Origin of the sequence: Phreatobacter sp., assembly GCF_051860605.1 — a bacterium.
Lineage (GTDB): Bacteria > Pseudomonadota > Alphaproteobacteria > Rhizobiales > Phreatobacteraceae > Phreatobacter.
In genome coordinates, this window is record NZ_JBHYDR010000011.1 from 1 (window position 1) to 23,156 (window position 23,156).

General features: G+C 67.6%; 22 protein-coding genes, 1 tRNA gene and 1 CRISPR repeat array. Of the genes, 6 read left to right on the forward strand and 17 right to left on the reverse strand.

From position 1 onward, the window contains the following. Positions 1 to 118: 118 nt before the first annotated feature. Positions 119 to 682: direct repeats of the CRISPR family, unit length 36 nt; unit sequence AGATTAGCGCTTCAGAGATCGCGGTCCAGCGGCAAC. Between the two features lie 358 nt (positions 683 to 1,040). The 3 genes from ACTIFS_RS17550 to lysM form a co-directional block, all read right to left on the reverse strand. Beyond that, a tRNA-Glu gene (locus ACTIFS_RS17550) sits at positions 1,041 to 1,116 on the reverse strand. 76 nt (positions 1,117 to 1,192) lie between these two features. After that, positions 1,193 to 2,170 (reverse strand): tripartite tricarboxylate transporter substrate binding protein, encoded by a 978-nt coding sequence (locus ACTIFS_RS17555; RefSeq protein WP_439575419.1) that lies wholly within the window; start codon positions 2,168 to 2,170, stop codon positions 1,193 to 1,195. A gap of 69 nt (positions 2,171 to 2,239) precedes the next feature. Next, the gene (gene lysM / locus ACTIFS_RS17560; protein ID WP_439575420.1) at positions 2,240 to 2,674 is read right to left on the reverse strand and encodes a peptidoglycan-binding protein LysM; all 435 of its coding nucleotides are present in this window, start codon (positions 2,672 to 2,674) and stop codon (positions 2,240 to 2,242) included. A gap of 177 nt (positions 2,675 to 2,851) precedes the next feature. On the opposite strand from lysM, the gene ACTIFS_RS17565 reads away from it, so the two are divergent. Continuing rightward, entirely contained in the window at positions 2,852 to 3,271 is a 420-nt protein-coding gene (locus tag ACTIFS_RS17565) for a hypothetical protein (protein ID WP_439575421.1), read from the forward strand. 57 nt (positions 3,272 to 3,328) lie between these two features. Here the strand turns inward: ACTIFS_RS17565 and recJ are convergent, their stop codons facing one another. The 6 genes from recJ to ACTIFS_RS17595 all read right to left on the reverse strand — a co-directional run bounded on the left by recJ (position 3,329) and on the right by ACTIFS_RS17595 (position 10,247). Further along, positions 3,329 to 5,131, reverse strand: coding sequence for a single-stranded-DNA-specific exonuclease RecJ (gene recJ, locus ACTIFS_RS17570; protein ID WP_439575422.1), 1,803 nt, complete (start codon positions 5,129 to 5,131; stop codon positions 3,329 to 3,331). 12 nt (positions 5,132 to 5,143) lie between these two features. Then, a complete protein-coding gene (glpX, locus tag ACTIFS_RS17575) occupies positions 5,144 to 6,145 on the reverse strand; it encodes a class II fructose-bisphosphatase (RefSeq protein WP_439575423.1) in 1,002 nt (333 codons plus the stop codon). A gap of 47 nt (positions 6,146 to 6,192) precedes the next feature. Beyond that, positions 6,193 to 7,512 carry a homoserine dehydrogenase gene (locus ACTIFS_RS17580; protein WP_439575424.1) on the reverse strand — a complete coding sequence of 440 codons (1,320 nt, stop codon included), beginning with the start codon at positions 7,510 to 7,512 and terminating at the stop codon, positions 6,193 to 6,195. 126 nt (positions 7,513 to 7,638) lie between these two features. Further along, a complete protein-coding gene (gene dapB / locus ACTIFS_RS17585; protein ID WP_439575425.1) occupies positions 7,639 to 8,445 on the reverse strand; it encodes a 4-hydroxy-tetrahydrodipicolinate reductase in 807 nt (268 codons plus the stop codon). Positions 8,446 to 8,475: 30 nt separating this feature from the next. Beyond that, positions 8,476 to 9,705: an LL-diaminopimelate aminotransferase gene (locus tag ACTIFS_RS17590; RefSeq protein WP_439575426.1), complete on the reverse strand. Its 1,230-nt coding sequence runs from the start codon at positions 9,703 to 9,705 to the stop codon at positions 8,476 to 8,478. Positions 9,706 to 9,806: 101 nt separating this feature from the next. After that, positions 9,807 to 10,247 carry a hypothetical protein gene (locus tag ACTIFS_RS17595; protein ID WP_439575427.1) on the reverse strand — a complete coding sequence of 147 codons (441 nt, stop codon included), beginning with the start codon at positions 10,245 to 10,247 and terminating at the stop codon, positions 9,807 to 9,809. A 557-nt stretch (positions 10,248 to 10,804) separates the two neighbouring features. On the opposite strand from ACTIFS_RS17595, the gene phaC reads away from it, so the two are divergent. After that, positions 10,805 to 12,793: a class I poly(R)-hydroxyalkanoic acid synthase gene (gene phaC / locus ACTIFS_RS17600; RefSeq protein WP_439575428.1), complete on the forward strand. Its 1,989-nt coding sequence runs from the start codon at positions 10,805 to 10,807 to the stop codon at positions 12,791 to 12,793. A 3-nt stretch (positions 12,794 to 12,796) separates the two neighbouring features. Beyond that, positions 12,797 to 13,231: an acyl-CoA thioesterase gene (locus tag ACTIFS_RS17605; protein ID WP_439575429.1), complete on the forward strand. Its 435-nt coding sequence runs from the start codon at positions 12,797 to 12,799 to the stop codon at positions 13,229 to 13,231. Between the two features lie 10 nt (positions 13,232 to 13,241). Here the strand turns inward: ACTIFS_RS17605 and argC are convergent, their stop codons facing one another. The 7 genes from argC to ACTIFS_RS17640 form a co-directional block, all read right to left on the reverse strand. Beyond that, positions 13,242 to 14,291: an N-acetyl-gamma-glutamyl-phosphate reductase gene (gene argC, locus ACTIFS_RS17610; protein ID WP_439575430.1), complete on the reverse strand. Its 1,050-nt coding sequence runs from the start codon at positions 14,289 to 14,291 to the stop codon at positions 13,242 to 13,244. Between the two features lie 188 nt (positions 14,292 to 14,479). Then, the gene (locus ACTIFS_RS17615; protein WP_439575431.1) at positions 14,480 to 15,097 is read right to left on the reverse strand and encodes a hypothetical protein; all 618 of its coding nucleotides are present in this window, start codon (positions 15,095 to 15,097) and stop codon (positions 14,480 to 14,482) included. A gap of 164 nt (positions 15,098 to 15,261) precedes the next feature. Beyond that, the gene (locus ACTIFS_RS17620) at positions 15,262 to 15,921 is read right to left on the reverse strand and encodes a hypothetical protein (RefSeq protein WP_439575432.1); all 660 of its coding nucleotides are present in this window, start codon (positions 15,919 to 15,921) and stop codon (positions 15,262 to 15,264) included. Between the two features lie 106 nt (positions 15,922 to 16,027). After that, the gene (locus tag ACTIFS_RS17625; protein ID WP_439575433.1) at positions 16,028 to 16,549 is read right to left on the reverse strand and encodes a GNAT family N-acetyltransferase; all 522 of its coding nucleotides are present in this window, start codon (positions 16,547 to 16,549) and stop codon (positions 16,028 to 16,030) included. Between the two features lie 10 nt (positions 16,550 to 16,559). Beyond that, the gene (locus ACTIFS_RS17630; RefSeq protein ID WP_439575434.1) at positions 16,560 to 17,138 is read right to left on the reverse strand and encodes a cob(I)yrinic acid a,c-diamide adenosyltransferase; all 579 of its coding nucleotides are present in this window, start codon (positions 17,136 to 17,138) and stop codon (positions 16,560 to 16,562) included. Between the two features lie 10 nt (positions 17,139 to 17,148). Beyond that, positions 17,149 to 17,340 (reverse strand): twin transmembrane helix small protein, encoded by a 192-nt coding sequence (locus ACTIFS_RS17635; RefSeq protein WP_439575435.1) that lies wholly within the window; start codon positions 17,338 to 17,340, stop codon positions 17,149 to 17,151. Positions 17,341 to 17,358: 18 nt separating this feature from the next. Continuing rightward, positions 17,359 to 17,841, reverse strand: coding sequence for a TspO/MBR family protein (locus ACTIFS_RS17640; RefSeq protein WP_439575436.1), 483 nt, complete (start codon positions 17,839 to 17,841; stop codon positions 17,359 to 17,361). Positions 17,842 to 18,056: 215 nt separating this feature from the next. On the opposite strand from ACTIFS_RS17640, the gene parE reads away from it, so the two are divergent. Both parE and ACTIFS_RS17650 read left to right on the forward strand, forming a co-directional pair. Next, entirely contained in the window at positions 18,057 to 20,096 is a 2,040-nt protein-coding gene (gene parE, locus ACTIFS_RS17645) for a DNA topoisomerase IV subunit B (protein WP_439575437.1), read from the forward strand. A gap of 3 nt (positions 20,097 to 20,099) precedes the next feature. After that, the gene (locus tag ACTIFS_RS17650; protein ID WP_439575438.1) at positions 20,100 to 20,564 is read left to right on the forward strand and encodes a hypothetical protein; all 465 of its coding nucleotides are present in this window, start codon (positions 20,100 to 20,102) and stop codon (positions 20,562 to 20,564) included. Here ACTIFS_RS17650 and ACTIFS_RS17655 read toward each other — a convergent pair whose 3' ends face one another. Then, positions 20,565 to 21,263 carry an alpha/beta fold hydrolase gene (locus tag ACTIFS_RS17655; RefSeq protein WP_439575439.1) on the reverse strand — a complete coding sequence of 233 codons (699 nt, stop codon included), beginning with the start codon at positions 21,261 to 21,263 and terminating at the stop codon, positions 20,565 to 20,567. A gap of 249 nt (positions 21,264 to 21,512) precedes the next feature. Here ACTIFS_RS17655 and ACTIFS_RS17660 point away from each other — a divergent pair, with 249 nt between their 5' ends. After that, positions 21,513 to 23,084, forward strand: a complete 1,572-nt coding sequence (locus tag ACTIFS_RS17660) for a DEAD/DEAH box helicase (protein WP_439575440.1) — start codon at positions 21,513 to 21,515, stop codon at positions 23,082 to 23,084. The last annotated feature ends 72 nt before the right edge of the window (positions 23,085 to 23,156 follow it).

A 23,156-nucleotide genomic window follows, 5' to 3' on the forward strand; every position in this document is an offset into this window, starting at 1 on the left:
TACGCCTCGTTGGCAGAGACAGCGATGGCCGCATAACTTACGACAACCTGCCTCCGGCAAAACCGGGGCGGTTCAATCCAGCGGCAACAGTTCGACCGGCGTCTGAACCAGACGCTCGAGATTAGCGCTTCAGAGATCGCGGTCCAGCGGCAACCCCGGAAGTCGCCTATCACGCGCTCGACTGAGATTAGCGCTTCAGAGATCGCGGTCCAGCGGCAACGATCGAGCCATGCTGGTGGTGAGCCTTGACAGATTAGCGCTTCAGAGATCGCGGTCCAGCGGCAACTCAGAATGTCTGCGACTAGTTCTCGCGCTGAGATTAGCGCTTCAGAGATCGCGATCCAGCGGCAACGACCAGCCCGGAGACCAGCCCAAGGCGAATAGATTAGCGCTTCAGAGATCGCGGTCCAGCGGCAACAGCCGCCCCGTCTCAAATTCGGCTTGAAGAAGATTAGCGCTTCAGAGATCGCGGTCCAGCGGCAACTGCCTTCGGCCTCGGCGCGCGTCATCTGCAAGATTAGCGCTTCAGAGATCGCGGTCCAGCGGCAACTAGAGATGGCCGCAGGCGTGAATCTTGGTGAGATTAGCGCTTCAGAGATCGCGGTCCAGCGGCAACCAGTTCCTCGATGTCGAGTTGGTCCGTGCCAGACTAGCGCTTCAGAGATCGCGGTCCAGCGGCAACGGATGACAAGCCGGGGTCACAGCAGGAGGCGGAAGACCCAGCTTTGCGTGATCGGCTTTTTGCGCTGAAACTGCAGCGGGATCGTAGCGCGGAAGAGGGACGGACCCTGAGCAGGCGGATTGCGTCAGGCGAGCCGGTCATCACCGCAGCGAAGATCAGGCGTTTCGGCGAGCTCCTCGATGGTCAGCTGCGCATCGGCCCGCCTGAAATGCGCCAAGCCTATGCTCGTCTCATCATGACCGAGGTGCGGGTCACTACCGACCGCATCGTGATCAAGGGATCGAACGAAAAACTGGCCAGAGGTGCGATGAAGGCAGAGGAACTCGCCAACCCGGGAGTTCTCTCTTCTGTACAGGAATGGCGCTCCCGACGGGATTCGAACCCGTGTATCCAACGTGAAAGGCTGGTGTCCTAGGCCTCTAGACGACAGGAGCAGGCCGCGAGTGCGGCGGGCCGGGTTATAGGGGGCTTGCGCCCGCGCATCAAGCGCCCCGCCGCACAATCTGGCCATCAGTCCGCGCGGATGTTGTTCTCCCGCACCACCGTGCCCCAGGTCTCCATCTGGTTCTGGAAAAACGCCCTGAGCTCCGCCGGCTCGCCAAGGGCAAGGCTGATCTGCTGCGTCTCGGCCAGTTGCTTGCGGATGCGCTCCTCGGAGAACACCGCGACCAGTTCACGCCGGAACCGGGCGATCACCGGCTCGGGCGTGCCGCCCGGCGCAAAGACCGCCCACCAGGCATTGGCTTCGAAGCCTGCAAAGCCGCTCTCGGCAATGGTCGGAACGTCCGGAAGGGTCGCAACGCGGCTGGCCCCGGTCTGGGCCAACGGCCGGATCGTGCCTGCGGTCAGTTGCGGCGCCAGAACTGCCACGGAGGCGATGGCGAGCGGGACATGGCCGCCGATGGCGTCGTTGATGAGCGGCCCGCCGCCCCTGTAGGGAATATGGTTGAACCGCACGTCCGCGCGCCGGCCGAGCTGGGTCATAGCCAGGTGGCCGAGGCTGCCATTGCCGATCGAGCCGTAGGCTACCGAGCCGGGGCTCCGCTTCGACGCCGCGATCACGTCGGCGAGGGTGCGGTAGGGCTGGCTCGGATGAGCGGTCAGCACCATCGGCGCCGTGCCGATAAGCGTGACCGGCACGAGATCCTTCAGCGAATCGAACGGCATGTTCGGAATCAGTGACGGATTGACCGCGTGGGTGTCGAAGACGAACAGCCACGTGTTGCCGTCCGGCGGGGCCTTCGCCACGGCATTGGCGCCGACGCTGCCGCTGGCACCTGGCCGATTCTCGATGATGACGGTGGCGCCGAGGCGCTGCTCGAGCCCTGGCTGGGCGAGCCGCGCGAGCGCATCGACCGAGCCCCCGGGCGGGAACGGCGCGACGATGCGGATCGTGCCGGAGGGCCAGGTCTGGGCCCTGAGGACGGCTGGCGCGGCGGGCAGAAACAAGGCCGCCGCGGCAAGACCGCGGCGTGTGACATGAACCATGACGAGACCTCCCGGTGACAAGCGCCGGCGGCTTCGAGGCCGCCGGCTCTCACCGAGTATAGGGCGCGATCAGGGAATGCGAAGGACCCAGCCCGGCTGGATGAGGTCCGGGTTGACGATGGGCGGATTGTTGGCCGCAACGATCTTCGGATATTCGGCACCCTTGCCGTAATGCACCTCGGCGATCTTCCAGAGCGTGTCGCCCTTCTTGACCGTGTACATCCGGGCCTGCGGCGCCTCGGCATTGACGATCAGCTGGCTGGTATCCACCTGGTTCACGCCGACCGTATTGCCCAGCGCCAGGATGATGCGCTCGGCTTCCTCCTGCGACTTCACCTGGCCGGACAGCTGGACGGTGTTGCCGGTCGACTGGATCTGCAGGCCCGACGTGTCGAAGCCGTGGCTTGCGACCTCCTGCGTGAGCGCCGGTGCGGGCGCTGCCTGAGCCTCGCTGGACCCCGTCAACTTCTTTCCAACGTTCCTGACGAAATCGAAGAAACCCATCCTGTCCTCCTGAGCCTGCGGCAGTTCGGCCTGCGCGATGAGACTAGCGGTCAGTCAAACGAAAGGCCAGCTTGGCCGCAAACGATCTGTCGGGCCGTTCCCGAAGACCCGGCGCGGCCGGCTGTGGATAACCCTAACCCGACGCGATCACCCACTTGCCGTTGCGTCATCCGACCGTTGCAATTACACCCGACCGACGAAGACAGTCGATTCCAGCACGCATTGTTCCGGGTTCTCATGGTAAGTTTGGCGTCTGCGGGTCTGCCCGCCAGCGATGATCAGGCTTCAGACGACGGCTTTCAGGCACTGGTTCGCTGGCGCCTGATGGATCCGGCTTGGAAGCCGTCCTTCCTCGACCTCCTCGATGATGTGCGCACGATCGAGCCGGAAGCCCGGCCGTCAAGGGTTCTTGCGGCGCTGGCCGCGATGGTGCGGACCGACCCGGCGCTTGCAGACCGGATCCGTGCGGTCGCGGACGAAGCCCGCGACCGCATCGCGGCCGGCCAGACCCTGGCGACGGGCGACCCCGGCGCGGAGACGGCGCCACCGCCGGCGGAGGCCAGGGTATTCGGATTGGTCGGCGCGCCTCCGGCCTGACCTGATCCGCCCTGACGTGATCCGGCCTGATCTGGCAGGCGGTCTGCTGGCAGGCTCTCAGGCCGAACGGGGTTCTGCCACGTCGAGGATGCGGAAGCGGACCAGATCCCTGCCCTGCCAGCGATCCATCGACACGGCGCCAGCGACATGCAGGGACCGGCCTCGGCCGTCGAGCAGGGCCTGGCCGAGCGGCCCGTCTCCGGCCCGGAACGCGGTGGCGTCCACAGTCTGCCCGTCGCCGCTCCTCAGCCTCGTGCGCACATGGCCGTTTCCGACCCGGTCGGCATAGACGATCGCGTGCGAGGGCAGGACAAGTACCGGCTCGGGATTGCCGGAACCATAAGGGCCGGCCCGCTCCAGCTCCTGCGCGAAGGCGGGCGTCAGTCCCCGCGCCGTCGTCGCGGCATCCACGTCCAGCGCATCGTTGCGGCGGGCTTCGGCAACGGCTGTGGCAAGCCGCGCGTCGAGGAAGGCCCGGAACGGGGCGAGCATCCCGCGCTCGATGGTGATGCCGGCCGCCATGGCATGGCCGCCCCCCTTGATGAGCAGGCCCTCTGCCACCGCCTGACGCACCGCAGCGCCGAGATCAGCACCGGGAATGGACCGGCCGGAGCCGGTCCCGACATCGCCGATGAAGGCCACGGCGAAGGAGGGCCGGCGGAAACGCTCCTTCAGGCGGGCGGCGACGAGGCCGACGACGCCGGGATGCCAGCCGTCGCGCGCCGTAATCAGGGCCGCCTCGCCTTCCCCCTCCGGTCCGAGGGCCGCGAGCGTTTCCGCTTCGGCCTCGGCGACGGCCGCCTGTTCGATGGCCTGGCGCTCGCGGTTGAGCCGGTCGAGCTCGCCGGCCACCCGGACAGCCTCGCCGCTGTCATCGGTCATCAGCAGCCGCGCCCCGAGCGCCGCATCGCCGATGCGCCCGCCGGCATTGATGCGCGGACCGAGAAGAAACCCGAGGTGGTAGGGACTGGGCGGGCCGTCGAGCCGGGCCGCATCCATCAGGGCCCGGAGGCCGACATTCTCGCGCCGGCGCAGCACCGCAAGACCGCGGGCCACGAAGGCGCGGTTCAGGCCCTTCAGCGGCACCACATCGGCCACCGTGCCGAGCGCGACAAGGTCGAGGAAGGCCATCAGGTCGGGCTCCGGCCGGCCGGTCGTCCAATGGCCGACCTGACGCAGGTGCCGGTTCAGCGCGACCACCATCATGAAGGTGACGCCGGCCGCGGCCAGATGGCCGAGCCCTGAGAGATCGTCCAGCCGGTTCGGATTGACCAGCGCCTCGACGGCCGGCAGGCGCTCGTCGGCCTGGTGGTGATCGCAGACGACGACATCGAGACCGAGGCGCCCTGCCCCGCCCAGCACCTCGTGGCTGGTGGTGCCGCAGTCGAGCGTCACCAGCAGCGTGGCGCCCCGGCTGGCAAGGTCGGCCAGCGCCTCGGCATTGGGGCCATAGCCCTCGAAGATGCGATCGGGGATATGGACGAAGGGATCCAGCCCGGCGCGACGCAGGAACAGGGCCAGCAGCGCCGAGGAGGTCGCCCCATCGACGTCGTAGTCGCCGAAGATCGCGACCTTCTCGCCATCGCGCACGGCCTTGGCGAGGCGCTCCACGGCCCGGTCCATGTCGACCAGAACCGAAGGGTCGGGCATCAGGGCCTTCAGGGTGGGCTCCAGATAGTCCGCCACATCCGGCGAGCGCACGCCGCGCCCGGCCAGCACGCGGGCCAACAGGTCCGGCAGGCCATGGTCCTGGGTGATCGCCAGCGCCGCCGCCCGGGCCGGATCGTCGAGCCGGTCGCGCCAGGCGCGCCCGAGCACCGACCTTTCGATGTCCAGGAACAGCCGGCGGCTGGCGGGCATGGCTGCGGCCCGTCAGTCGAGGTGGAACTTTTCGAACTGGCGATGCTCGCCCAGGATGCGGCGGACCGTCCCGGTGGTCGAGCGATAGACGATGGTCTCGGTCGTGATCAGGTCGGGCCTGAAGTTGACCGCCTTGAGCAGCGCACCGTCGGTGACTCCGGTGGCCGCGACGATCACGTCGCCGGAGGCCATTTCCTCCATGTCGTATTTCTTCTTCGGGTCGGTCACGCCCATCTTGCGCGCGCGCTCCACCCGCTCCTCGGTGTCGAGGATGAGACGGCCCTGCATCTGGCCCCCGACGCAGCGCAGCGCCGCTGCCGCCAGCACGCCCTCGGGCGCGCCGCCGATGCCGAGATAGATGTCGATGCCGGTCTCGGCCACATCGGCCGTGTGGATCACGCCGGCCACGTCGCCATCGGTGATCAGGCGGATTGAAGCGCCCGTGCTGCGCACCGCCTCGATCAGCCTGGCATGGCGCGGGCGATCCATGATCAGCGCCGTGATCTCGCCCGGCTTCACGCCCTTGGCCTTTGCCAGCGCATGGATGTTGTCGACCGGCGAGGCATCGAGGTCGACGACGCCCTTCGCATAACCCGGGCCGATCGCGATCTTGTCCATATAGACGTCGGGCGCATTCAGCAGCGAACCCTGTTCGGCCATGGCGATGACGGCGATCGAGCCGGGCATGTCCTTGGCGCAGAGCGTGGTTCCCTCGAGCGGATCGAGGGCGATATCGACCTTCGGGCCCTTCTTCGTGCCGACCTTCTCGCCGATATAGAGCATCGGCGCCTCGTCGCGCTCGCCCTCGCCGATCACCACCGTGCCGTCGATGTCCAGCTTGTTCAGTTCGCGCCGCATGGCATCGACCGCCGCCTGATCGGCCGCCTTCTCGTTGCCGCGCCCGCGCAGGCGCGCGGAGGCCACCGCAGCCCGCTCCGTCACCCGGACCAGTTCCATCGACAGCACGCGCTCGATGACGAGGTTTCTCGGAACGGAAAGCGATTGGTCGGCCATGATCTCTGTTCTCCCTCGGGTGGCTGGAGCGGACGGAACGTCCGGCCTCAGCTGCGTTCGATGCGAATGACCTGCGGGCGGCCGATCAGCACGCCGTCTGCCTCCATGGCCTTCAGCGCCCTGCGGACCGCTGCCTCGGTGGTTGCATAGGTGATGAGGACCACGGGCGCGGGCGCCGCCGCCGCTGCCGGATCGGTGCCGCCGCGAACGGGGCCGGAGCGGCGCTGGACGATGGACTCCAGCGAGATGTTGTTCTGCGCCATGCGCGAGGCAATGCGCGCCGCCGTGCCGGGACGGTCGACCACCTCGAGGCGGATGTAATAGCCGCCTTCATGATGGGCGAGCGGCGCGCGGCCGGCTTTCGTCAGCATGGCCACCGGCCGGATGAACGGCGCCGTGCGATGGCCACGGGCGATGTCGGCGATGTCGGCGATGACGGCCGACGCCGTGGCGTTGCCGCCGGCACCCGGCCCCACCAGCGTCAGGTTGACCGCATCGGCATCGATGGCGACGGCATTGAGCACGCCGTTGACCTGCGCGATGGCCGCTTCCCTGGGCACGAAGGTCGGATGGACACGCTGTTCCACCCCGTCCGCCGTGCGGGCCGCCACGCCAAGCAGCTTGACCCGGTAGCCGAGTTCGTCTGCCATCTTGAGATCCACCGGCTTGATCGAGCGGATGCCCTCGATCGACATGCCCTTGGTGTCCACCAGCGTGCCGAAGGCAAGGCTGGTCAGCAGCGACAGCTTGTGGGCGGTGTCATATCCGTCGACGTCGAAGGTCGGGTCGGCCTCGGCATAGCCAAGCCGCTGGGCGTCGGCGAGGCAGTCCTCGAAGGCGATGCCCTCCTCCGCCATGCGCGTGAGGATATAGTTGCAGGTGCCGTTGAGGATGCCATAGACGCGCTCGATCGTATTGCCGAGCAGGCTCTCGCGCAGCGTCTTGATGACCGGGATGCCGCCGGCGACAGCCGCCTCGAAATTGAGCGGCAGGCCCTTCGCCTCGGCCTTGCGCGCCAGCGCGGTGCCATGGGCGGCGAGCAGAGCCTTGTTGGCAGTGACCACCGCCTTGCCTGAGGCGAGAGCGGCCTCGACCGCTGCCTTGGCCGGGTCCCCCGCGCCGCCCATCAGTTCGACGAAGACGTCGATCTCGGGGTCGGTCGCAAGCTGGACCGGATCGTCGATCCAGCGCGCGGAGCCGAGCTCGATGCCGCGATCCTTGCGCCGCGACCGGGCCGTTACGGCCGTCACCCGGATCGGCCGGCCGGCGGCCTCCGCCAGCCGGTTGTCGCGCTTGGCGATCAGCCGCACCACCGACGCCCCGACCGTGCCCAGGCCGGCAATACCAATCTTCAGGACGTCCTGCATGAAACCGGGATTCCAGGGAATGTGAGGGCGCGACGCCGAGCCGGGCTTTTGCCCGATCTGGCCGCTCAACGCAAGGAAGCGGGGCGTTGAGGCGGGTCCGACAGCCGATTTGGGCTCCTCGAAACGTCAGTCGATCAGGTGGTCGATGCCGCGCACCAGACCCGTGGTGCCAACGACCCGGCGGGCGGCCAGAAGCGTGCCGCCGACATAGGGAGCTGCCGACGATCCGGCATCGTGCCGGATGGTCAGGCGTTCGTCCGGCAGACCGAAGATCGCCTCGGCAGACAGCACGAAGGAGGGCATGCGGACGGAATGGACCTGGACGGCAATGCCGCCATCGTTGACCGCACCGCCGCGTGTCTCGCGGATCCCGCCCAGTTCGGAGACGGGCTTTGCGGTCGGGTCCAGCCGGACCTTCGAGAGGATCTCGCCGAGTTCGCGGCCCGTGCCCGAGGGCGTGTCCGGCTTCTTGGCCGAGGCATAGTCGATGATCTCGACATCGGGCACATGGCGCGCCGCGATGGTGGCAAAGCGCTTCAGCAACGTCGCCGTGATGGAGAAGTTGCCGGCCGCAATCACGCCGCACCCGGCGGCCTGCGCGGCCATGTCGATCTCCGCATAATCGGCCGCTGCGAGCCCCGACGTGCCGACAACCACATGGCGGCCGGCAGCCAGCGCCTCCAGGACATGGCCCTTCACCACCAGCGGCTTGGTGTAGTCGATGACGACGTCGCCCGGCCCGGCCAGCGCCTCGGCAAGGCTCGCCACGAGCGCGATGCCGGCCCTGCTTCCGCCTGCGACCTCACCGGCGTCCTGACCCGCCGCCGAGCGGGATACCGCGCCCACCAGTTCCAGATCGGGTGCGGCAATGATGGCACCGACGAGGGCGCGGCCCACCCAGCCGGATGCCCCGGCGACAACGACGCGGATCATGCTCAACCTCGCTTGCGACGGACCTGCCCGTCAGCGGCCCGCCGCCGACAGCGGCACGACATTGTGCAGGGTCTGCGCGGCGGTGTCGAAGAAGCGCTTCACGTTGCGTGCCGCCTGGCGAATGCGCTGCTCGTTCTCGACCACCGCGATGCGGACATAGTCGTCGCCGTGCTCCCCGAAACCGATGCCGGGCGCCACCGCGACCTCCGCCTTCTCGACCAGCAGCTTGGCGAATTCCAGCGAGCCGATCACCCGAAACCGTTCCGGCACCGGCACCCAGGCGAACATGGACGCCTCCGGCACGGGGATATCCCAACCGGCCTTGCCGAAGCTCTCGACCAGCGCGTCGCGCCGCCGGCGATAGGTGCCGCGCATCTCGCGGATGCACTCCTCGGGGCCGTTCAGGGCGGCGGTCGCGGCGACCTGCACCGGCGTATAGGCACCATAATCGAGATAGCTCTTCACCCGGGCAAGCGCGGCACAGAGCCTCTCGTTGCCGACCGCAAAGCCGATGCGCCAGCCGGCCATCGAGAACGTCTTCGACATGGAGGTGAACTCGACCGCCACGTCGAAGGCGCCGGGCACTTCCAGGATCGAGGGCGGGGGATTGCTGTCGTCGAAATAGACCTCGGCATAGGCGAGGTCGGAGAGCACGATGAGGTCGTGCTTCTTCGCGAAACGCACCAGTTCGGCATAGAAGTCGCGGTCGGCGACCTGCGCGGTCGGATTGGACGGGTAGCAGGTGACAACCGCGATCGGCTTGGGGATGGAATGCTGCATGGCGCGTTCCATGGCCCGGAAATAGTCGTCATCGGCCGTTGCCGGCACCGAGCGGATGACGCCGCCCGCCATCAGGAACCCGAAGGCGTGGATCGGATAGGACGGGTTCGGGCAGAGCACGACATCGCCGGGCGCGGTGATCGCCTGCGCCATGTTGGCAAAGCCCTCCTTCGAGCCGAGGGTCGCGATGACCTGGGTCTCGGGGTCGAGCTTCACGCCGAACCGGCGAGCATAATAGGCCGCCTGCGCGCGCCTGAGCCCGGGAATGCCCTTGGAGGCCGAGTAGCGGTCCGTGCGCGGCTTGCCGATCGTCTCCTTCAGCTTCTCGATGACGTGGTCGGGCGCCGGCAGGTCGGGATTGCCCATGCCGAGGTCGATGATGTCGATGCCCTTGGCGCGGGCACCGGCCTTGACCCGGTTCACCTGCTCGAACACGTAGGGCGGAAGCCTGCGGATGCGGTGGAACTGGCTGTCGGTCATCGATCTGCCCTTGCGGCCTCTTGCCGCGGATCGGCACGGCCTATCACAGCCCCGCCCTGCGGAAAACGGGCCAGGCGGGCCAAGCCACCCGGCCTTTGGACTCAGTCCCCGTCGGCCGGCGATTCGATGGCCGGGCGCGAACCGGGATCGGGACCGCGCACGCGACCACGTGTCTGCAGCCGCCGGTTCATGGCCGCGACATGGTTTCGGCCCTCGGCTTCCAGGGCCTGGCGCCGGGCCAGTTCCTGCTGGGGCGTCAGCAATTCCGGCGTTTCGGCCGAACGCGGCGGCGGCGCGACGAGATCGGGCTGAGGAAGGCGGTTGATCAGCGTGGCCGAGCCATAACCCGAGGTGCGCAGCGGCGTCGGATTCCAGAGGCCGCCACCAGCAACCGCCGGCAGAGGTGTCGGCCGCGAGGGACCGTAGGGCGAGGGATAGCCGTCGCCGACGCTCTGGCAGCCGCCGAGCGTCAGTCCCAGGCCCAGCACGAGCGCCGGCCCGATCAGCCTTCTGGCCGTTCGTCGCTCGGTCGTTTGACTCATGTCCGTCTCCGGGGCCCGGTTCATCTTTCGCTGGCGGTGGCCGGCGGGCCTTCCTAATATGATCGCACAAGAAAGTGGATCGTTTTCGTATCGGGCGAAAGCGGCGTTTTTCGGAGGAGCGGATGGCAAGGCGGGTCTCGCGCAGACCAGGGTCGACCGGCCCCTCGGACGGCAAGCCTCCCGTCGAGAAAGCCAGGCCGCGCAAGCGGTCGGCCGAGCCGGCCGTGACGGTCGCGCCGACCGGATCCGAACGGGCCGCGCCCAAGACCGCTGCGCCCAAGACCGCTGCGCCCAAGACCGCTGCGCCCAAGACCGCTGCGCCAAAAACCGCCGCGCCAAAAGCCGCCGCGCCCAAGCCGGCCCGTATGCAGACCGCGGTCTCCAAGGCTGCCGGCAGCAGGTCGGCTCCCACCAGGCCCGCGGCCGGCAAGGCGGGCAAAGCCAAACCTCCTGCGACCAAGCCACCTGCGTCCAGGCCTGCTGCCACCAAACGGGCGTCGGCTTCCCCCACCCCTGCCCGGTCATCGAAGACCAAACCGTCGGTCCCGGCCTCCGCGATGTCCCCGGCCCTCACCGTGTCGCGCCGGCCGCCGCCGGTCGAGGTTCCTGCCGAACGGGTCCGGGCGCCGGAAGCACCCGCGGCCCCGCCGGCTCCGACGCGGAGCGAACGGCCGAAACTCGTTGCCATCGAGGGCGGCGCGGGATCCGCAACCAAGGCTCCCCCGGCCCAACCCGCCCCTGCCGCCAGGCCCGAGACGGGCGGCGACGATCCGTTCCGCTTCCAGTCGATGGACGTGGAGCGGCTGTCGACCAACCTTGCCCGCATGGTCGAACTCGGCGGCAAGGCGGTCGCCGCCTATATGAAGCCGCGCGAGACCGGCCAGCATGCCGACTCGCCCGACACCGTCGCGGATGTCGTCAAGACCCTCGGCCAGGTGGCCGAATACTGGCTGAAGGATCCGACCCGGTCGGTCGCCGCCCAGTCGCAGATCGCCGGGCGGTTCATGGATCTGTGGGCCCAGTCGCTCAAGACGATGGCCGGAGAACCGGCCGAGCCCGTGGCCAGGCCTGATCCGCGCGATGCCCGCTTCAAGGACCCGCAATGGGAGAAGAACCCGTTCTTCGACTTCCTGAAGCAGTTCTACCTGGTGACGACGGATCTTGCCGAGCGCTTCGTCACCGAGGCCGAGCTCGACGAGCATCTCAAGCACAAGGCGAGCTTCTATACGAAGCAGATCGGCAACGCGCTCTCACCCTCCAATTTCGTGCCGACCAATCCGGAGCTCCTGCGCGAAACCATTTCGTCCAGCGGCGAGAATCTGGTGCGCGGCATGACCATGCTGGCCGAGGATATCGAGCGCGGCGGTGGAGAGTTGCGCATCCGCCAGTCCGACGAGACGCAGTTCGCGCTCGGCAAGAACCTCGCCATGACGCCCGGCAAGGTGGTGTACCAGAACGACCTGATCCAGCTGATCCAGTACGAGCCGACGACCGCGAAAGTCGGCAAGGTGCCGCTGGTCATCGTGCCGCCGTGGATCAACAAGTTCTACATTCTCGATCTGACCCAGGAGAAGAGCTTCATCAAATGGGCGGTCGACCAGGGTCTGACCGTCTTCGTCGTCTCCTGGGTCAATCCGGACCAGCGCCACGCCCACAAGGGCTTCGACGACTACATGCTGGAGGGCCCGGTCGCGGCCTTGAAGGTCGCCTGCGAGATCACCGGCGAGGACAAGGCCCACGCCATCGGATACTGCGTCGGCGGCACGCTGCTGGCGGTCACGCTCGCCTACATGGCTTCGAAGGGCATCGACACGGTGAAGACCGCGACCTTCTTCACCACACAGGTCGATTTCACCTATGCGGGAGACCTCAAGGTCTTTGTCGACGAGGAGCAGATCCAGAGCCTTGAGAAGCGCATGGCGCAGACCGGCTATCTGGAGGGCAAGCAGATGGCGAGCGCCTTCAACATGCTGCGCTCGAACGATCTGATCTGGAGCTATTTCGTCAACAACTACATGAAGGGCAAGCAGCCGATGCCCTTCGACCTGCTCTACTGGAATGCCGATTCCCCGCGCATGCCGGCGGCCAATCATTCGTTCTACCTGCGCCACTGCTACCTGCAGAACGACCTCAGCCAGGGGCGGATGGTGGTGGCGGGCGAGGCGCTGGACCTGAAGACCGTCAAGGTGCCGATCTACAATCTCGCCTCCCGCGAGGACCACATCGCGCCCGCCCGCTCGGTCTTCGTCGGCTCGTCCTGCTTCGGCGGGCCTGTAGACTATGTCATGGCCGGCTCAGGCCACATTGCCGGCGTCGTCAATCCGCCTGCCAAGCAGAAGTACCAGCACTGGACCGGCGGCCCGCCGACCGGACGGTTCGAAGACTGGATTGCCAGCGCCACCGAGAACCCCGGTTCGTGGTGGCCGCACTGGCGCGAATGGGTGCGCGGCCACGACGGCAAGGAGGTTGCGGCCCGCAAGCCGGGCTCTGCGCAGCATCCGCCGATCGAGGATGCCCCCGGCTCCTATGTCAAAGTGAAGGACTGACCCTTGCGACTTCCGATCAGCGAGCGTCCGCCGCTCGATGCCTATCCGTTCGTCACCGTGCATCCCATCCGCTACGGCGATCTCGACCCGAACAACCACGTCAACAACGCGGCGATCGCCACCTATCTGGAAATCGGCCGGACCGAGTTCTTCGACAAGGAGGGCGTGCGCCTCACCGGCGAGGGCCGCGGCATCTCGCTCGTCCATGTCGAGATCGAATATCACCGGGAGATCCTCTATCCCGGTTTCGTGCAGATCGCAGCGGGCCTGAGGAAGATCGGATCGTCGTCGATCACCTTCGACCAGGCGGTCTTCGTCGGCGGCGAGCGCTTCGTGTCAGGCTCGTCGACGACCGCGCAGATCGACCTGAAGCTCCGCCGCTCGACGCCGTGGAACGACGCCCAGCGCGCGAAGTTCGCGCCGCTGATGATGCGCTAGCGCGGCTCGCTTACGGAAACAGCGCGATCTGCTCCAGGCCCATCGTCTCGGGATAGCCGAGCACGAGGTTCATGTTCTGGATCGCCTGACCGGCCGAGCCCTTCACCAGATTGTCCAGCGTCGAGATGATGATGGCGCGGCCGGGAATGCGGTCCTCGAACACGCCGATCTGCACGTAGTTGGAGCCGCGAACGTTCTGCGTCTGGGGCACCACGCCCTTCGGTGCCACATGGACGAAGGGCTCGTCCCGGTAGGCGTCGGCGAGTGCCTTGCGCAGGTCGTCGGCGGTTGCTCCGTTCAGCCTGACATAGGACGTGCACAGTTCGCCGCGCGCCATCGGGATGAGATGCGGGGTGAAATTGATCGTCACCTCGCGTCCGACGGCCACGCCGATCTCCTGCTCGATCTCGGGCGCATGCCGGTGCTTGCCGATCGAATAGGGCGAGAGCCCCTCGCCTGCCTCCGAGAACAGCGTGTTCTGCTTCAGGCCGCGGCCGGCGCCGGTCACGCCCGACTTGGCATCGACGATGATGTCGTCGGCATGGATCAGCCCGGCCTTCGCGACCGGAACGAGGGCCAGCAGCGTCGCGGTGGGATAGCAGCCGGGGCACGCCACGAGCCGCGCGGCGGTGATCGCCTCCCGATAGAGTTCGGTGAGACCATAGACGGCCTCCCTCTGCAGCGCGGGGGCCTGATGCTCATGGCCATACCACTGGGCATAGGTCGCCCCGTCCCGCAGGCGGAAATCGGCCGACATGTCGAGGATCTTGATCTTCGGATTGGCGGCGAGCACCGCCGCGGTGATTTCCTGCGTGGTGCCGTGCGGCAGGCCGCAGAACACCGCGTCGAGACCGGTCCAGTCGACGCTCTCCCAGGAGACCAGCTTCGGCAGATCGAGCATGAAGAAATGCGGGAAGACCTCGGCCATGGCCTTGCCGGCATGGGTGTTCGCCGTCAGGGCGACGATCTCCACATGCGGGTGGCGCGCGGCAAGGCGGACGGCATCTGCGCCGGTGTAACCGGACGCGCCGAGTATCGCGATTCTGGCCTTGGTCGCCATGGCAGTCTCCGCAGGGTGCGAGATGTCGAAAGTGGGAACAGAAACAAAAACGCCGCGCTGGCGAGCGCGGCGATCGGGTCGATCAGGGCAAACGGCCGCCCGCGCTCATCGGCAGATGAGGCGCTCGCGTCGGGTGCTGGTCGTGATCGTGTTCATGACGCGGTTTGTGATGCCAACCGCGCCGGCTGTCAAGGCGTGGCTGACGGGGCCGCTGCCGGCCTTTCGCGGTCCGGGTAGAGCTCCATCCATTGCCCCTGCCAGAACGCCTGGACACGGCCCCCCATGCTGACCACGGCGAACATCTCGCGGGCATCGATGTGGAGGATCCCTCTGTGCAGATCGGGCAGGTTCAGACGCAGGCCGGTGAGCGAAACGAACGCGTGCGGACGCGGCATGTCCCCGGTCAGCACGATGACCGGCGGCATCGGGCTGGCGCGGCTCCCGAGGCTTGCATCCTGCCTCAGTCGCTCGGCTGCCTGATCGGGCGACATGCCGAACCCGAAGAAGCCGTTCGTCCTCACGAATGTGCGGACGTAGTCAAGGTAGCCCAGCCGCCCGCCCGTCTCGCAGTAGCGACGGAAGCTTGCGGCCATCAGCGGGGTCGTGAGGTGCGGCGCGAAGCTTGCCCTGTGCCATCCGCCGTCGGAGAAGCTCGCCTGTTCCGGATTGCCGCGGGCGAGGTCCAGCCCTTCCTCGATGCTCGCCCGGCAGGCCGCCACAGGGCGGGAACCAGGGGAGGCATCGGCAGGGCCGATGGCAAGGAAGCCAAGGACCAGCGCGCAGACCAGATTCAGAATGCGATTCATGATCGGTCTCCCTGCGTTCGACCCGCGCCGGCAATGGCCGGGTCCATGACTGTTCCTATCCGGGCGCCTTTCCCGGCGGGAATGCCGGGCGTTGATGCCGCTTGGTCGGGGATGTGCATGAACGGTCATCGACACTCGCGCCGCTGTTCGGGCGCGGGCCGACGTCAGTAGCGATAGGAGGCCGGGCCATCGACCCGGAACCGGGAGGCATGCAACTGCCACGTGGCGCCTGAATAGACCACAGTGCGACCGGCAATGATCCGGTAGGCCTGCGGGCTGTTCATGTCGAAATAGAGCGTCCCCTCCACCATGTGCGGAAGTTCGCTGCTCACATAGGCACCCTGCAGCATGACCAGAACGCGCGCCTCCGGCTGGGCCTGCGGCAAGCGGCCGGCTTCGGGCGTCTGCGCCGCACCCTCGGGCGCGATGCGGCGATGGTCGGCAGCCGGGCGCGGGGCAACGGCCCTTTGGCCGTCCTCGCGGATCAACCGCACGGCCGCACCGTCTGCGGTCTCGGAGAACATGTAGAAGCCGTTGGTCCGAAGGAAGGTATGAACGTAGGGCCAGTAGGCGATGTTTCCGCCCTGAATGCAGTACTGGTAGAAGCGCGCTTGCAGGGAGGGCGCGACAAGCGCTGGCCCCATGTCAATCGGCAGCCGGCCGAGATAACTGCGACCCGGCGCGCTGAGCGGCTGGCCGCCCCAGTGCAGGCCGTTCGACAGGCTCTGGCGGCAGAACTGATCCCGTTCCGGGCTGGCGATGGCCGGCAGGGAGCCGGCAAGACCGCAGGCCACGATGGCGGCAAACCCAAGATGGCGACGCATATTGACCTCCCGCGATGGTGACGTCCGGCGGCACCAGTGCCGGGACGTCCCTTTGTCTGGAGGAGGGCGGCCTCGGGAACCATTGCGCCGCCTTGGGAGGCCTTGCTCACGCGTGCAGACTGATACGGAACAGGTCGAACTCGGTCCCGTAGGCCGCTCGCCGGCCCGCTCTCGCCAGTCCCAGCCGTTCGGCGAGCGCCGCGGACCTGACATTGTCCTCGTGGATCAGGGCAATGATCCCGCTCAGTGCGACCGAACCGCGCGCGTGGCCGAGCACGGCACGTGCCGCCTCGCCGGCATAGCCGCGGCCCCACGAGGATCGCGGCATGCGCCAGCCAATCTCGATATCAGGACCCGCGCCCTCGACAGGGATCAGCAGCGCGGTGCCGACGAAACTGCGCGCCAAGTCCCTCAGCCTCAATGTCCAGTGACCGAGGCCCTGCCCGTGGTCCAGGGCGATCCGGTCCGGCAGCACGGCCCGATAGGCCGCGGCATCGAAACCATCCCGGAAGGCCGGCGGCAGATAGCGCCGCACCTCGGGATCGGAATCCATCGCGACGAAATCGTCGATATCGGCCAGCACGCGCGGCGACAGCGTCAGGCGCTCCGTCTCCAGATGCGGAACCACGGCGCCTCCCCTATCGGCTGCCGCCGGGCACCCAGAGCACGTCCGCCCTGCCCCTGTCGTTCAGATAGCGGGCCGCGACGAACAGGAAGTCGGACAGCCGGTTCACATATTTGAGCGCCGGTTTCGACACCGCCTCACCGTCCTTGCGGGCAAGGTCGACCATCAGGCGCTCGGCGCGGCGCGCTACCGTCCGCGCAAGGTGCAGATGGGCGGCGGCCGGACTGCCGCCGGGCAGGATGAAGCTCTTCAGCGGCGACAGTTCGCCGTTCAGCCTGTCGATCTCCGTCTCCAGCCGCTTCACCTGCGCCTCGACGATCCGCAGGGGCTCATAGACGAGGTCCTCACCCGTCTCGGGTGTGGCGAGGTCCGCACCGAGGTCGAACAGATCGTTCTGGATGCGCATCAGCATCGCATCGACCTCCTCATCGCCTGCCGTATGCAGGCGCGCGATGCCGATGATCGAATTGGCCTCGTCGATGTCACCGTAGGACGCCACCCTGAGATCGGATTTCAGGCGGCGTGGCCCGGCCGCAAGCCCGGTGCTGCCGTCATCGCCCTTGCGGGTGTATATCCTGTTGAGCTTCACCACGGGTGGGTCCTCAGCCGCCGCCGGCCTTCAGCCAGATGGCGATGACGATGATGATGATGGCAACGAACTGCAGGCCGACGCGCCAGCGCATCAGCTTCTGCGACGTGCCGGGCGAGCCTCCCCGCAGCATGTTGACGAGGCCGAGGATCAGGACCACGGCGACCGCGCCGATGGCGACGGGCACGAGAGCGGAGAAGGTCATGGCGAAAGCCTTCGGAAACTAGCCGTTGAGGCGCCAGATGGCGAAGTTGAGCACGGCCGCAAAGCTCACCCATAGCAGATAGGGGATCAGAAGCAGGGATGCCAAGCGGTCCTTCGTCCAGCCGGCGAGAATGGTGGCGACAATGGACACCCAGAGCGCGGCGATCGTCACGAGGGCACAGCCGATGGCCTGCCCGTAGAAGAATACCCAGGACCAGGCGAGATTGACGGCAAGCTGCACGACCCAGGTGATGACCGGCAGTGCGCGGTGATGGGCGGGCAGCAGCGCGAAACGGGCGCCGGCGACCGCGATCATCAGGTAGAGCACGGTCCAGACCGGGCCGAAGACCCAGTTGGGAGGGTTGAACCAGGGCTTGGCAATCCGCGGATACCAGTCGGTCAGGCCGTAGGAATTGGCGAGACCTCCCGCTGCCGCGACGGCGAGGCAGATCACCACGAAGGCGGCGTGGGTGGCGATCCACCTGCTTCGGGAAGGGTTCATGGGTTCCGTCCACATCCTTTCACGGTTTCCTTTGGCCGACGAGCGGTCTACGAGAGGCACAGGTTGCGGGATCAGGGGCCCTGCCCGGCTTCGGCGCGGGTTGCTCTGGCAGCAACGTTCCACAGGGCGTTTCCGTTCCGTTCGCGTCGGCCATGGCTCATGGCATGATGGACCGGAGTGATTCGAGGCCGCCATGCGGCCAGAGCTGGTGAACGATGGACAACAGCGATCTGTTCGGTTCTGCGCGCGACACCGTCCAGAAGGCGGCCCCCTCGCGTCCGAAGCCCGAGCCTGCGAAGGCGAGGCCCAACGCCGGCACGCCCGGCGAACAGGGCTATTCCGCCGCCGACATCGAGGTTCTGGAGGGGCTGGAGCCGGTGCGGCGCCGGCCCGGCATGTATATCGGCGGCACGGACGAGAAGGCGCTGCATCACCTCTTCGCCGAGGTCATCGACAATGCCATGGACGAGGCGGTGGCCGGCCATGCCAACTGGATCGAGGTGGAGTTGTCGACCGACGGGTCGCTGACCGTCACCGACAACGGCCGCGGCATTCCGGTCGACCCGCATCCGAAATTCCCGGACAAGTCGGCGCTCGAAGTCATCATGTGCACGCTCCATGCGGGCGGCAAGTTCGACTCGACGGTCTATGAGACCTCCGGCGGCCTGCATGGCGTCGGCGTCTCGGTGGTCAACGCCCTCTCGGTCGAGCTCGAGGTGGAGGTCGCCCGCGGCCAGATGCTCTACCGCCAGCGCTTCTCCCGCGGCATTCCGCAGACGGGTCTCGAGGAACTCGGCCGGGTCAACAACCGGCGCGGAACGCGGGTCCGTTTCCTGCCGGACCCCGAGATCTTCAGGGAGACGAGCACGTTCAAGCCGGCGCGGCTGTTCAAGATGGCCCGCTCGAAGGCCTATCTGTTCGGCGGGGTGGAAATCCGCTGGTCCTGTGCGCCGGACCTGGTGAAGGGCACGGACACGCCGGAAAAGGCGGTGCTGCGCTTCCCTGGCGGCCTCAAGGACTATCTCGGGGCGACACTGGAAGGCGCCACGCGCGTCCATCCCGACATTTTCGGCGGCAAGCTGGACAAGCAAGGCCACGGCGCCGTCGAATGGGCCATCGGCTGGGTCGGCGACCAGGATGGCTTCATTTCCTCCTACTGCAACACCATTCCGACGCCGGACGGCGGCACGCACGAGCAGGGCCTGCGCATCGCCATGCTCCGCGGCCTCAAGGACCATGCCGAGCGGACGGGCAACAAGCGCGCGGCGCAGATCACCACCGACGACATCCTGGCAGGCTGCTGCGTCATGCTCTCGGTGTTCATCCGCGAACCGGAGTTCCAGGGCCAGACCAAGGACAAGCTGGCCAGCCAGGAGGCTTCGCGCATCGTCGAGAATGCGATCCGCGACCCGTTCGACCACTGGCTCGCCGGCAATCCGAACCAGGCCAATCGCCTGCTCGACTGGGTGATCGAGCGGGCCGAGGAGCGCCTGCGCCGCCGGGCCGAGAAGGATGTCAGCCGCAAGACGGCGGTGCGCAAGCTGCGCCTGCCGGGCAAGCTGGCGGACTGTTCCAACACCTCCGCCGCCGGCTCGGAGCTGTTCATCGTCGAGGGCGACTCGGCCGGCGGCTCGGCCAAGCAGGCGCGCGACCGGCAGACGCAGGCGATCCTGCCCCTGCGCGGCAAGATCCTGAACGTCGCCTCGGCCGGCCGGGACAAGCTCGCGCAGAACCAGCAGCTCTCCGATCTCGTCCAGGCGCTCGGCTGCGGCACCGGCTCGCACTACCGCGATGACGACCTGCGCTACGAGCGCGTGATCATCATGACCGATGCCGACGTGGACGGTGCCCATATCGCCAGCCTGCTGATCACCTTCTTCTACCGGCAGATGCCGCGCCTGGTCGACCACGGACACCTCTATCTCGCCGTGCCCCCGCTGTTTCGCCTGACCCAGGGCGGCAAGACGCTCTATGCCCGCGACGAGGCGCACAAGGACGAGTTGCTGAAGACGGCCTTCAAGGGCAACCAGAAGGTCGAGATCGGCCGGTTCAAGGGCCTCGGCGAGATGATGCCCGCGCAGCTCAAGGAAACCACCATGGACAGAAAAGTGCGCACGCTGCTGCGTGTGCAGGTGGTACCCGAGGAGCGGCCGGAGACGTCAGACAGCGTCGAGCGGCTGATGGGCGCCAAGGCCGAGCCGCGCTTCGCCTTCATCCAGGAGCGCGCCGAGTTCGCGCAGGAACTGGATATCTGAACCATGGCAGTCCGGCTGACAGGTTGGCGCGGGGCGATGGCCGCCTGCCTGCTGGCAGTCGTGCCCGTCAGCCCGGCCCTGCCCCAGTCCGACCCCTTGCGCACCCTCTCGGCCATTCCGCCGGAGGTCATGTTCCTGCGGGCCGCGGGCCAGTGGCGGCAGGGCGACCGGTCCGGCCCCTTGCGCATCGTGCTGCTGCGCACGACCTCGCCCGACGGCGCCATGCGCCTCTACGTGCAATGGCTGCAGGTGGCCGACGAGCGCGCCGGCCGGCTTGCAACGCTCGCCACGGAAGAGATCCCGGAGGTCTTCGACTGGCGGCTGCGGATCGACGACTACCGCATCGAGCCGGACGTGGACGGCGCCCGCGTCGCCATCGACGGCACCGTGCTGACATCCGGCCGCAGCCGACGCTACCTGCTGGTCATCGGCCCGCCCGGCGAGATCAGCTTCTCGGCGCTGCGCTGATCAGGCCGCCAGCCACCCGGACAGCGCGGCGTTGACCGCTTCCGGCCGCTCCAGTGTCGACAGGTGGCCGCAGTCCGGCACCACGACCAGCCGGGCGCCGGGAATGGCCGCGGCCATGTCCTCGGCCATGAAGGGCGGCGTGATGGCGTCCTGATCGCCGACCAGAACCAGCGTCGGGCAGGCAATGGCACCGAGGCCGGCGCGGAAATCGCGCCGGCTCATCACCGCCTTCTGCTGGCGGATGAAGACGCGCGGGCCGGTTGCCTCGCTCATCGCCTTCACGGTCGCTTCCAGTGCTGGTTCCCGCAGGCGCGAGAGATGGACCAGGCGCGGCCAGAGGGCGGGATGGATGTCGTCGAACCGGCCGGTCTCGGCGAGGCGGATCGTCGCCAGCCTGATCTCGCGGTCCTGTTCGCTGTCCGGACTTGCGCGCGTATCGAGCAGGGCCAGCCGGTCCACCCTGCCGGGCGCGAGGCGCACGACCTCCAGCGCGACGTAGCCGCCCATGGACAGGCCGGCGAGTGCGAACCGCGGCGGAGCCTCCTTCAGCAGTTGCCGGGCGATCGCCTCGATCGTCTCGGACCCCGCATGATCGGCCAATTGCACGGTCCGCCCCGCCCCGAACGTCTCGATCTGGGGCCCGAACAGCAGGCGCGTGCAATTGAGGCCAGGGACGAGGACGAGCGGCAGATCGGACACGGGGCGGCTCCTTCACGTCGGTGGCAATCGCGCACGAATCCGGCGGTCCGCAGCTCTGCCACGTGGCCATTTCATTGACAATTCACGCTTGATCACTATGTTGCGCCGCGACGAAGGCTCCGTTCCGGCGAGTCTCCGCCCGTCCGTCCGGCCTCGTGGGTTCCAGGGGCCGATCCGCGCGAAACCGATTCGCGCCGTACGCCTCCTGCACAGCACCCCTCACGAGAGCCACAAGGACACCACAACCACATGTCATTTACCGAACTCGGCCTCAGCGCCAAGGTTCAGGCGGCCGTTGCTTCCGCCGGCTATACCGACCCCACCCCGATCCAGGCCGAGGCCATCCCGCATGTCCTGGCGCGTCGCGACGTGCTCGGCATCGCCCAGACGGGCACCGGCAAGACGGCGGCCTTCACGCTGCCCATGCTGACCATGCTGGAGGAAGGCCGCGCCCGCGCCCGCATGCCGCGCACGCTGATCCTCGAGCCGACACGCGAACTGGCGGCGCAGGTCGAAGACAATTTCATCAAGTACGGCGTCAACCACAAGCTGAGTGTCGCCCTGCTCATCGGCGGCGTCTCGTTCGGCGATCAGGATGCCAAGCTGACGCGCGGCGTCGATGTGCTGATCGCCACGCCCGGCCGGCTGCTCGACCATTTCGAGCGCGGCCGTCTGCTGCTCACCGGTGTCGAACTGCTGGTCATCGACGAAGCCGACCGCATGCTCGACATGGGCTTCATTCCGGACATCGAGCGCATCTGCAAGATGGTGCCCTTCACGCGCCAGACGCTGTTCTTCACGGCGACCATGCCGCCCGAGATCCAGCGCATCACCGAGCAGTTCCTGCACAACCCGGTGAAGGTGGAAGTCTCGCGCGCCGCGTCCACCGCCACCACCATCACGCAGAAGCTGGTGCGCGCCGGCCGCAAGGATTTCGAGAAGCGCGAGGTCCTGCGCGAGCAGATCCGCAATGCCGAGAACCTGAAGAACGCGATCATTTTCTGCAACCGCAAGAGCGAGGTTGCTACCCTCTACAAGTCCCTGCAGAAGCACGATTTTTCGGTCGTGGCCCTGCATGGCGACATGGACCAGAGGGCGCGTATGGCAGCCCTTGCGTCCTTCCGCGACGGCGAGATCCAGCTGCTCGTGGCGTCCGATGTCGCCGCCCGCGGGCTCGATATTCCCGATGTCAGCCACGTCTTCAACTACGACACCCCGCATCATGCCGAGGACTATGTCCACCGCATCGGCCGCACCGGCCGGGCCGGCCGGCTCGGCACCGCGATCACCCTCGTCACCGGCGAGGACCTGAAGCTGCTCGGCGCGATCGAGAAGCTCATCGGCCAGCCGGTGCCCTGGGATGGCGATGCCATCGGCGAGGAGGAAGCCTCGGAAGCCCGCCGCGAGCGGCGTGGCGGCGGCCGCGAAAGCCGCGGCGGCAGGGAGAAGCGCGAGCCCCGGTCTGGCAGTTCCCGCGGGTCCGGCTCACGGTCGTCGGAGCCACGGTCGTCCGAACCGAAGTCCTCCGAACCGAGACCTTCTGAACCGCGGTCGGCCGAATCCAGGCCGGCAGAGCCCAGGGCGCGCACCACCCGCCGGCCCGACGACAGGCCGGCCAGCGACCGTCCCAGCGAGCGGCGCCGTCCGGAGCGGAGCGAGGACGCTCCCCCCCACCGCCGCGACGAGCCGCGCAGCCCGGCCCGTCCCGCGCGCGTTCCGAGCCAGGGCCGCCAGACCCCGCCGGCCGCCGACAATGACGAGCCGGATGGCACGCATCTTCCCCAGTTCCTGCTCCGACCTGTCCGCCTGAAGGCCAAGTGACGGCCTGACATGCCCTTGGGGAATGTCGGTACAGCTTTACGGTCGGTTCACACTGTGAGGTTACCGTCCTGA

Coding starts and splice junctions, on each gene's coding strand:
- ACTIFS_RS17620 (WP_439575432.1), bottom strand. CDS start 15,921: ATGCGTCGCCATCTTGGGTTTGCCGCCATCGTGGCCTGCGGTCTTGCC.
- ACTIFS_RS17590 (WP_439575426.1), bottom strand. CDS start 9,705: ATGACCGACAGCCAGTTCCACCGCATCCGCAGGCTTCCGCCCTACGTG.
- phaC (WP_439575428.1), top strand. CDS start 10,805: ATGTCCCCGGCCCTCACCGTGTCGCGCCGGCCGCCGCCGGTCGAGGTT.
- glpX (WP_439575423.1), bottom strand. CDS start 6,145: ATGGCCGACCAATCGCTTTCCGTTCCGAGAAACCTCGTCATCGAGCGC.
- ACTIFS_RS17635 (WP_439575435.1), bottom strand. CDS start 17,340: ATGACCTTCTCCGCTCTCGTGCCCGTCGCCATCGGCGCGGTCGCCGTG.
- recJ (WP_439575422.1), bottom strand. CDS start 5,131: ATGCCCGCCAGCCGCCGGCTGTTCCTGGACATCGAAAGGTCGGTGCTC.
- ACTIFS_RS17615 (WP_439575431.1), bottom strand. CDS start 15,097: ATGAATCGCATTCTGAATCTGGTCTGCGCGCTGGTCCTTGGCTTCCTT.
- argC (WP_439575430.1), bottom strand. CDS start 14,291: ATGGCGACCAAGGCCAGAATCGCGATACTCGGCGCGTCCGGTTACACC.
- dapB (WP_439575425.1), bottom strand. CDS start 8,445: ATGATCCGCGTCGTTGTCGCCGGGGCATCCGGCTGGGTGGGCCGCGCC.
- ACTIFS_RS17640 (WP_439575436.1), bottom strand. CDS start 17,841: ATGAACCCTTCCCGAAGCAGGTGGATCGCCACCCACGCCGCCTTCGTG.
- parE (WP_439575437.1), top strand. CDS start 18,057: ATGGACAACAGCGATCTGTTCGGTTCTGCGCGCGACACCGTCCAGAAG.
- lysM (WP_439575420.1), bottom strand. CDS start 2,674: ATGGGTTTCTTCGATTTCGTCAGGAACGTTGGAAAGAAGTTGACGGGG.
- ACTIFS_RS17555 (WP_439575419.1), bottom strand. CDS start 2,170: ATGGTTCATGTCACACGCCGCGGTCTTGCCGCGGCGGCCTTGTTTCTG.
- ACTIFS_RS17660 (WP_439575440.1), top strand. CDS start 21,513: ATGTCATTTACCGAACTCGGCCTCAGCGCCAAGGTTCAGGCGGCCGTT.
- ACTIFS_RS17580 (WP_439575424.1), bottom strand. CDS start 7,512: ATGCAGGACGTCCTGAAGATTGGTATTGCCGGCCTGGGCACGGTCGGG.
- ACTIFS_RS17650 (WP_439575438.1), top strand. CDS start 20,100: ATGGCAGTCCGGCTGACAGGTTGGCGCGGGGCGATGGCCGCCTGCCTG.
- ACTIFS_RS17595 (WP_439575427.1), bottom strand. CDS start 10,247: ATGAGTCAAACGACCGAGCGACGAACGGCCAGAAGGCTGATCGGGCCG.